The sequence below is a fragment of the Roseobacter sp. EG26 genome (assembly GCF_049830555.1).
Lineage (GTDB): Bacteria > Pseudomonadota > Alphaproteobacteria > Rhodobacterales > Rhodobacteraceae > Roseobacter.
This window is the reverse complement of record NZ_JBNBLH010000031.1, coordinates 1-9,553: the sequence shown is the minus strand read 5'-3', so window position 1 is coordinate 9,553 and position 9,553 is coordinate 1. Positions and strand designations below refer to the sequence as shown.

The 9,553-nt window shown below is 52.9% G+C and carries 9 protein-coding genes; 4 read left to right on the top strand and 5 right to left on the bottom strand.

The window, feature by feature from the left end; genetic code table 11:
- Positions 1-920: 920 nt before the first annotated feature.
- The 5 genes from ACOTTU_RS24670 to ACOTTU_RS24650 all read right to left on the bottom strand — a co-directional run bounded on the left by ACOTTU_RS24670 (position 921) and on the right by ACOTTU_RS24650 (position 6,222).
- Positions 921-1,865: an MBL fold metallo-hydrolase gene (locus ACOTTU_RS24670; protein WP_425662158.1), complete on the bottom strand. Its 945-nt coding sequence runs from the start codon at positions 1,863-1,865 to the stop codon at positions 921-923.
- Between the two features lie 57 nt (positions 1,866-1,922).
- Positions 1,923-3,185 carry a ferredoxin reductase family protein gene (locus ACOTTU_RS24665; RefSeq protein ID WP_425662156.1) on the bottom strand — a complete coding sequence of 421 codons (1,263 nt, stop codon included), beginning with the start codon at positions 3,183-3,185 and terminating at the stop codon, positions 1,923-1,925.
- A gap of 33 nt (positions 3,186-3,218) precedes the next feature.
- Complete coding sequence (locus ACOTTU_RS24660; RefSeq protein WP_425662154.1) at positions 3,219-3,680, bottom strand: hypothetical protein; 462 nt, start codon at positions 3,678-3,680, stop codon at positions 3,219-3,221.
- Positions 3,681-3,807: 127 nt separating this feature from the next.
- Positions 3,808-4,824, bottom strand: coding sequence for a helix-turn-helix domain-containing protein (locus ACOTTU_RS24655; RefSeq protein ID WP_425662152.1), 1,017 nt, complete (start codon positions 4,822-4,824; stop codon positions 3,808-3,810).
- Between the two features lie 546 nt (positions 4,825-5,370).
- Entirely contained in the window at positions 5,371-6,222 is an 852-nt protein-coding gene (locus ACOTTU_RS24650) for a hypothetical protein (protein WP_425662150.1), read from the bottom strand.
- A 46-nt stretch (positions 6,223-6,268) separates the two neighbouring features.
- On the opposite strand from ACOTTU_RS24650, the gene ACOTTU_RS24645 reads away from it, so the two are divergent.
- From ACOTTU_RS24645 to ACOTTU_RS24630, 4 genes are all read left to right on the top strand, one after another.
- A complete protein-coding gene (locus ACOTTU_RS24645; RefSeq protein ID WP_425662148.1) occupies positions 6,269-6,955 on the top strand; it encodes a TetR/AcrR family transcriptional regulator in 687 nt (228 codons plus the stop codon).
- Positions 6,956-7,233: 278 nt separating this feature from the next.
- The gene (locus ACOTTU_RS24640; protein WP_425662146.1) at positions 7,234-7,992 is read left to right on the top strand and encodes a hypothetical protein; all 759 of its coding nucleotides are present in this window, start codon (positions 7,234-7,236) and stop codon (positions 7,990-7,992) included.
- 165 nt (positions 7,993-8,157) lie between these two features.
- Positions 8,158-8,427, top strand: a complete 270-nt coding sequence (locus ACOTTU_RS24635; protein ID WP_425662144.1) for a hypothetical protein — start codon at positions 8,158-8,160, stop codon at positions 8,425-8,427.
- Between the two features lie 16 nt (positions 8,428-8,443).
- On the top strand, positions 8,444-9,406 hold the full coding sequence (locus ACOTTU_RS24630; protein WP_425662142.1) for a trypsin-like peptidase domain-containing protein: 963 nt from the start codon (positions 8,444-8,446) through the stop codon (positions 9,404-9,406).
- The last annotated feature ends 147 nt before the right edge of the window (positions 9,407-9,553 follow it).

Sequence of the window (9,553 nt, the reverse complement as noted above, 5' to 3'; positions counted from 1 at the left end):
AAACGCAATAGGCGTCCGCACGCGGGCTACTGGACGTTAAAACAATCCCAAAACCCGAAAATCGACGAAATCTTAGAGCCAAACGCGCGCCCAGAAAAACTAAGATAGTTTCCACACAGCCTCAGCCTAAACCGGACTTATTTGCAAACGCAGAAATCACGGATTTGGATTGGATGACCAATTGGGTTAGAAGCGTGCAAGGTCTGCAATAGGAACCAAACCTGATGCCGAAGTGGGTAGCGTGTTGAAAGCACGTATTTCGTTCAAGGAACATGTTTCACCGGAACTCCGTGAGACCATCCACAGCAACTTCGTTTCCTTCGCACTTGTGACTGCCTGCGAAGACGGCGACTTGGTGGTTGAGGTAACGCGATCAAGCCGTGTGCAAAGATTGAAGAGTTCACTATCCAGCTATGAGGTCTCGGGTTGGATATGTCATGAGACGGTATCGGACTAGATTGCATCTGGTTTGCCTATGCGGCGAATGTCTGCTTAGTCCGCGTTGCAGACCTTGAAGGCCGATCAGTGGCACCTGATCCTGAACGAAACCATCGGATGGCTGCATTGAGCCCGAGGTGGTCATTGCGATTTTGTGCTGCGTGCGCGCGCAGCGTGAAAATCTCTGCAGGTGCGTTGTCTGGCCAGCCGCAGCGCGGCTGTAAACTCGGCCATTCGTGGGCGGCGCAGCATAGATTAAGGGTCGACTTACAGGCCGCGGGACCAACCTACCATTCAGATTATGAAACCCAATGTCTGCATACGGATTTGGTTGACGACGAGATGTTGCCGTGGAAAGCGCTTTCCCGGGCATTCGAGCCCGGGATGCCTCCTGGCTCAGGTTTCGGTTGCTGATCGTCGGAAGAACAGAAAGACATCAATCAAAGACGAAACCGTTCGGCTAATTGCTGGATGTTCGACGTTCACACCGAAGAGTAGCGATATCCGTCAGATGCTCGTTCAATTTGTCCGATCCCGGGGTAAGCAAAATGATAGCCCAATATACGATGGCCATCGGTCGCCATGCGGTCCAGCAGAGCCATTCGAGTTGCAATCGCCACATCCGGTATCGCGTCAAAGCCGAAAGCCCAATCCGGCCTCTGAACGCTCACAAACTCACTGGCGATTGAATCTCCGGCAATGATCAATCCCTCGCCCCTTTCAACGACCACGGAGATATGCCCCGGGGTATGACCCGGCGTGTCCAATACACTGATGCCGGATGCGATGCTGTCGCCCTCTTTTACAAGCTGAACCCGATCTTGAACTGCCAACAGATCGCGTCTCGCCCCTACGGCAAAGGCCCTAAATTCGTCCGGCATCTGGGTTTCAGTTGCCGGATCACTCCAAAATTCGAACTCGGTTTCGCCAACGTAATAGGTGGCATTCGGCAGGGCCAGAGAACCGTCGTCCAGCAGCGTGCCCCAGATATGGTCGGGATGAGCATGGGTGAAAACCACTTTCGTGACTGCAGCGGGATCGACCTCGTTGAGCGAAAGGTTGTCCAACAACCTTCCAGCGGTGGGCTGGTATTTATTGCCAGACCCGTTGTCGATCAAGATCAAGTCATCACCGATGCGCAGCAATGCATGATTTGTCCCGGCCTCTACAGTCTCAGGCAATGAGCCCATTGTTCGGGTCAGCAGAGCCTCGAATTCCTCTCTTGGCGCCGCTGGAGCCAGCGCGCCTGAGGGAAGCGTGAGACTGCCATCACTCAGAACTGTCAGCTCGACATCACCGATCATCGAGCCGTACGTTTCTGAGCCAACCGCCCAACCGGTGCTCGGCAGGGACGGTATTGCGGCTGCACTTGCAGAAAGTGCAAGAAAGCGGCGGCGATGAATGTCGGTTAACTTTGGATGTGTCATCAGAATTCTCCTTCTGTGATGTGGTGATCGATTGAGAGCTGCCCCTAGCGGGACAGTTCACCTGAATTCAAAGGCCTCGACGTGCATGGCTTCGCGCTTCACGCCTTCCTTCTTGAGGTCCTTCATCAGCCCCTCAACCATCGGCTTGGGTCCGCAGATGAAGTATTCGTAGTCGGTCAGCGCGCCGGGGAGCCGTTCCTTGGCCGCGTCGACACGGGCAAAGTCGCCGTCTTCAGAGAAGAAATAATAGAGGGTGAGATTATCCCGCTCGGCTGCGATAGCCTGCAGCTCCTCCAGAAAGATCGCTTCTTCCTTGTTCCGGGCGGCATAGGCAAAGTGGATGTCACGATCATCGTCTGCGTCCATCGCCCGCAACTTTGACAGGAACGGTGTCAAACCGATGCCACCTGCAATCCAGACCTGCTTTTTGCCGTCAGCTTTGGAGGCGTCGAACCGACCGTAGGGGCCCCGCACAATCACTTCTCCTCCAGGCTGAAGCTCTTCGCGCACCTTTCGGGTCCAGTCGCCAAGCACCTTCATGGTGAAGCGCAAACGATCCTCGCCTGGCGCACTGGAGATCGTGAACGGGTGTGGCTCTGACCACCCCTTGCCCTGGATTTCCACAAAGGCGAATTGACCCGGCTTGAACTTCAGCATGTCCCCAACAGGCTTCAGAACAACCTCGGTGGCCCGTTCCAACGCGTTCACAGCTTCAATCGTGTAGTGCTGCGCGGTGCGCTTGTTCATGCCGACAGCCGTGTAGACCAGGGCGACCGTGCCTACCAAAGCCGCAAGGATCAGGACAAAGCCAGATGCGCTGAACCGCTCGAAAAAGATGCCCGGCGCGTTCATGAAGTGGCCAATCACCAAGACATAGACCAGTGCCATGACTTTGTGTGGATTGCGCCAGCGGGAATAGCTTATCTTCCGGTTTAGCGCGACGAAGAGCCCGATCACCAAAAGGACCATGGCTGCCATCCCGATCTGGGCCGAAGGGAACGTCGAATTGGCAACCGGATCGACGCCAGTGGGCAGTTCCTTTGGGATGATGAAGAAATGGACCAATGCGAATACGGCTGTGAACGTGCCTGCTACGCGATGGACCTGGTACATCCGGTCCAACCCGCCGAACATCTCTTCGAAGACTTCGAGTCGGGTGGCGAGGATAACCGAGCAGGTCATCAGCAGAAAGGCGATGCCGCCCAGCAGAGTCGAAAACGTAGTTCTGAAGGTATGGTCCTCGGGCACAAAGGCCAGATGCAACACGGCGAATACGGTGATGAGAGCGATGATGGCGTTGATGCCTTGTAGACGAAGCATGATCATGCCTCCTTTCTGGGTATCTATGGAAATTCAGGCGACCTTTTCAGGCGCGTAACCGGCGCGGACTGCGCAGAAGAGACCGAGGATCCCAACGATGGTCCGGAACCAATGCATCTGCTGCCACGTAGCGAGTTCGTCGGTGATGGCCTCTCCACTCAGTGTGCCACCTGACAGCGCTGCATTGGCGGCCCCAAAGTAGAACGGCACGCAGACCAGCATAACGAGCGTGGCGGCGGCACCGGCGGCGAGCCAAACGCGGCCCGGCAGCTTTTTCCTGAGCGCAAGTCCGGCTGCGAGAACCATCGATCCGGTTCCCAAGACTGTCAGAACGATCATAGTGCCGCCGACGGTTGGTAGGCTTGTTGCGAAGGCTTCTGTGAATTCCACCGTGTCGAGCGCGCGCCAATACGGGACAAGCCCGGTCGCAATCAGCAACATGCCCCCGGCGAGCAGTCCAAACAGGGTGGTTGCGGCTTGTGAGATGAGTTTCATGGTGTGTCTCCCAGTTTTGGTTTCAAGGTGAATTGAGGGTGCAAAGGACCGTCCGGTGCTGAGCATCGGTTTGGCTTTGCTGAGGTTTGGTGGGTTGGCCTTTAGCGCTGATCGCCGAGCTCAGGCCCTATTCAATCTGCTTGTTGAGTTGCCGTCGGTAGTCAGACGGCGTCTGGCCTGACCAACGTTGAAAGGCCCGACGAAACGCACGCTCGTCGGAATACCCGAGCAAGAACGCAATGGAGCCGATGTCGTTGCGATTGTCCTGCAGAAGCTCCAATGCCCGGTACTCACGTACTTTGTCGACCAGCGCTTGCAGGGTCGTGCCGTGCTCTGCGGCAATCCTCTGCGCCGTGCGGACACTCATGTTGGCGGCCGCCGCGATGCTGGCGGTATTGAACACTCCAGCCTCTGCATTCTCCGCAGCTGCTTTTCTGAGCGCTTTTAGCTCCTTCGGCTCTTTAGCTGCAGCAATCTGCTTTTTGATGCCGGACAGGTGAGTCTGGACGTAGTTGAAGAGGTCGACATTGGCCTGCTTGATCCGAGCATTCAGCTTCTCTGGTTTGATGACAAGGCTGATCTCATCCACGTTGAACTCCACAGGCACGCCGAAATAGTCCGTGTAGTGTCTCTCATCGAAGTGAGGTGCATGGGAGAATGTGATGCGCTCGAAGCAGTCCGGTATTCCCAAAAATTCCGTGAACAGCCGCACGATAAAAGCGGACCCGATTTCCGCTGAACGGCCACCATCGATATGGTTCATCGGATGGTTTGAGATGATTTTGGCCTCGGACTCACTTTCATGGAAGGCCAGTTCCAACTGGTCGGAAATGACCGAGCAGTTCTTGACCAAAAGATTGATCGCAGCGCTCAGATCGTCTGCGTAGCGGGCACCATCTGCAAGGCCACCGAAGAAGGAGAATGGTGCTGCCCGCGCAATGTCCAGTGTGATTGGCTCGCCGGGAAACCGTTCACCCAGCTGCGCAACGATCTTCGGCATGACATCCTCTGGGGGACGCGTCTCTGGGTTCATCAATGTACTGCACTCGATCCCGGCAGCGTCTTGAACGTCCTTAAACGATAGTCCTCGTGACAAAGCTGATGCGACGACCGACATGACGGTGCCATTGCTCACTGTTGTCATGACAAGGCCCTCGCATATTCAGTCCGGGGCAAAGTGCGACTGGCCAAGGTCCAGCAAACCTCATCTCCTCGAGGATGGCTCGTTCCTGATGTTTGAAAAACCTGTGTCATCTCAACCCTCTGAGCTTGCTTTGTTAGAATTAAGATGATCGATCACCCCGTGCTTGCACAGGACAATTCTCGCCAAATGCCGGACAATGTACGCCAAAAAGGGGCAGTTTGCGCCATTGTGTGGGTTGAGAAGAAGCGCACTGGGCGGTGCTAGCGTCCACGGCAAGAAGTGGGTATGAGCGCTATCCGGACATCCGCACAAAACGCAGCATTTGTCAGGTAGAGCCCCGAGCGGAAGTGTCAAAATCTCGCTGCGCGCGTCCGCAGCAGGAGAATGCTGCGGTCCCATTGGTACGGCAGCCACATAAATTGAAATACTAGACGTTCCTCCAAGTCGCTGCGTATTTGAAAAGGTCACGTACCGGATCGCGCAATGGACTTGTCCTTGGAAACCGATGAACATCGCCGGATTTCAGCTATAGAATTCGAGCCCAAGTCAAATGAAACTTGCTGTGTCGAACTGTTGATAGCTGCTTGCGCGATCAGCTTGCCGATAGCCCTCCAGGCGCTGGTTGAACAAATCGTTGTTATAGGCGTTTTGCGACGACTTGATGTCAGCCATCGGATTCATGTCTTTGGCGTACTCTAAATTTCGTAGGTTTTCCTTCTGTGCGTAGAGCACCGGGAGAAAATTCTCGAACGTTCCGACCTCGATCACATTGTGGCGTTGCCATGCATCAAAAAAATCTGGTCCGGCTGTGTCTGATATCTTTTTGTTGATCAGTTTCGAAACCAGCCCGCTGCCACCTGCTCCGATCACAACTTCATAATGATAGTGAACGCCCAGATGCTCTGATCCCTCAAAAACATCCTTATTGTGTACCCGCAACATCGTAATCGGGCCAACAAACGGCAACACTTTGCCCATGGCCCATCCATCATCGCCCACGTAAAAGACTTTGAGCTGGGTATCCACGGGGTACTTCCAACCGTAGACATCGTACTGCATAGCTTCCTGGATATGTATCGAGCATCCGGTTCTTGCGGTTTGGCCCGGCCCCAGATCGCCGGTTAGCGTGGCGCTGAGATGATCAATGGGATGCCATAGATGGTATCCCGGTACGACTTTATCTTCGTATGCTGGGATGTCGCGCAGCCGCACGCGCAAATTGGGAAAGTTCAAGAACCACCAGTGGACCATCTCAGCGCGAACGCCCCTTAACAGTGAGTGATTTAGAACAACACAGAACTGTCCATTGTTACGTTTGTGAATCTCAAACGCAGACGAAGACGTCGGTTTTAGATCCCAGCCAAATTCACGCGCCAATGGCATTTGCAATGAAGTCATGCGACTAACTTTCCTTTGTCTGTGCATACGATTGGCTTCAGTTCAGATGGACACTGAAGTGGCGTTGCAGTATGTTTGCACCGGCAACATAGAAATCGATGTGGGCGGTGTCAACATGGGCGGCAATCGAAAATCATCTTCAGCCTACCACCATGGAGATTTGAGAGAAGAGCTGATCAAAAAAGCAATCGCGACCATCGAGAAAGAAGGCGTTGAAGCGCTTAGCCTACGAGGATTGGCCCGGGAAATAGGGGTCAGTCATAGTGCTCCAATGAGGCACTTTCCGTCACGATCCGCGCTTTTGTCAGCCATTGCTCAACACGGCGTTGACTCTCTCTTGGGTTCAGCTTCGAAGCATGTGGGTCGCAGCAATTTGACCAATCTGGAGAAGCTGCGGGAAATGGCGAAGGGATATGTGACTTGGGCAACGTTAAACCCTGCGCATCATATGCTCATTAGAAATCAAGATGTGATGCGTCATGCGGACGCCGCTCTTCGAGATCAGCTCAACGCTTACGCTCGGCTGCATGAGCAAACCATTGCGAAGGCCCAAGCAGACGGTTGGCGAAGTGATGAGCCAACCCGCGCCATATTTCTACAACTGACCGCCCAAACAGCTGGCCTGGCTCTAGTAGCGTCGGACCCCATTTACGAAACGGTTTTCCAGGGACGTCCTAGTGACGGCGAAATAGCGAATGCCCTTGCTGCATGCTTCGATGAAGTTTCGTATTGATCCATATTGGAAGGTCGTAGATACAGCTATTTGGAGAAAATGCTGCACAAGCAATAGCTGCATTTGCAAAAGGCGGCTTCGTCCCGCTGACCTGTCATCTGGCACTCAATTCCAACGGCAGCTTAGGGCTGGGTTCGGACAGCAGGCTGGACTTTTGGGGGATCCAGAACTGTATCCGTAAGATGCGGGAAATTTCCTCAGGTTGGCAGTGGAGAGCATTACGTTTGCACCTTAGTTTGGTCACGAGTTACAAGAGAAATAGATTGTAGAGGCCCGCCATGCTCAGCCTTCTAAAGAAGAACTTGTTCGACACGATTGCTGTGCTGTTCACCATCGTGGCAGCGGCTTGGCTGATCTATACCTTTTTCCTAGAAGACATCTGGTCGGCAAAACACGTTAACCTTGATATCGCTGTGTTGGATTCCGGTGAAACAGTGATCGGAGGTTCTGCGCACTATTTTTTGACCTACAGAGTGTCTTCCGAAAACAAAAGCTCGAGACAGATGAGCTTTATTTTCGCACGCACTCAGCTTTCACTGCATACTGCTGATCTGCAGCGGTCAATCAGTAAGGACAGTTTTCGCATAACCCCGTCAAATGAAGCAGTGCATCAGTACACGTTTGACCATCTTTGGTCTGCCGGTTCCGCGACCAAACACGCTGCCTTTTCGTTTCCCAGATACCGGCTTGACGCAAACGAATCTGTCTCCGAGGTAATTACAGCCGCGTTCCCAAAGAGCGAAAATGCCGACTACGTAAGCATTTACACCAGGGGGTTGATTTATCCCACGTGCAGAAGGAATTGGTTACTCGCTAAGAAATGCAATGTATTGTCGTCCGAAGTGGCCGCTGTTGAAACAGGAGACTGCCCCGGGCGCACGGCCAACGATGAATTTGAAGTTTGCAACAAGTACTTCATCGAAAACAGCGATGGAACAAGGGAGGAGATTTCATTTGAGGTTGCTACGCGGAAGTTTCGATTGAGTTCGACCCGTCACAACCAAGTTCTTCCCTTTAGCGCCTTGTTGACCCGTTGAAGGCATAGCCAAAACTAGATGTTTGAGTGAAAATTCACATCGGGCCGCACAACATCAGACCAACAAGTTTTAACCCTCACCAAAGCCTGGTTTCCTTCCAACCGGCAACGTCCGCTTCGGGCTGCGGGTGTTTGCATTTCAAATGCTGTACACCATATCGGTGTCATGGAACTCACATACCCTATAAACTTGGTGGGAGCCGACGATGGCGCGGCTCGAGGCGACGTACTAACTCGTCATGGCGAATTTCTGGGAACTTGGATCCTTGAAAGAGACGAAGGCGAAGAGACTGGTATTTTTTATTTCATAGCAGACGGGGAAACCGAACCGATGTTCATTGAGGAAATTGCCTTCCTGAGCAGCGGAACGCGCATAGGTTTAGCAATGAGTTCATTGTGCCGCTCTATCCGTGAGTGGCATGATCAGCAAAGTTAGTTGGTGCTGATCTCAGATGTCCGCTTTGGGCTGGGGCTACCACCGACCGATCAAAAGCGCCAATCGACGTCCAAGAAACCATTGTTTAGGCTCGTTGCTGTTGCCATTGTGTTTCATCTTCCGCATTTGGAGAGAAATTTCGTTGTTCTATTTGCCACCACAAGAGCTCTGGTATCTCACAGTTGCAAGGTTATCTGTCACTTATGACGATGGAAGAAAGGGGGTTGGAACCGGTTTCTTCATCTATGATAGAACACACTACTTTCTTGTCACGGCACGACATGTTGTTGACCCTCAGTACGTGCCAAAAGCGGCGATCAATCAAGCGATCTGCAAAGAAATAGATGTATCCTTCCAATCCTCGGTGAACTCGGGCACGCCCAAGGCCGCAATAGGTTATCAAAGGTTTTGCATAGGTGACCCTGAGTTTGCCCATGACGATATGGAAGTGGATGTAGCTGCAATAAAAATACCAGCGAACGTACTGCCGATCAATTCGGGTGAAAATCTTATCAGACCGTGGTCTTTCGGACTCGACTTCCTCGCAACAGATGAAGACCTTTCGTCGCGACATGCGGGCGAGCCAGTAGTTTTTGTAGGCTTTCCAGATAACTCTCCAGTAAATAGAGTTGGGACGTCAGAGTTTAATTACCCGCTTCTGCGCCAAGGTGTGTTCGCTTACCCACCAATTCATGGAATCGATGTTTATGGGGAGCTTGGTAGCAATTACGGCCTGATAGACAGCTATGCTCAATCTGGCTTCTCAGGAGGGCCGGTAATTTCCTTACAAAAGGGTTGGGGGGACGGGTCGTGGCATCCAAAGCGGGATCACAGACCATCCAAAGTAGTCGGGCTGATTTGTGGTCACTATCGCTCAGCACAGGATCGCGCAGATGGGGGGCACGCTGGTCTTTCATTTTTCGCGAGATCGAGCTCGATCCAGAGCGTGATCCAGCAGTTGAAAGACCGTTCGGACTAGTACGCAATCATAAGCTCGCTGGGTAATCCTCCCGAAATTTAGGGGTGTGCTGAAGTAGAATTTTCTCAAATGATGAAAGAGGAGATTCTGATGAAGAAATCGAAATACAGCGATGCGCAGATCATGGCGATCCTGAAGCAGGCCGAG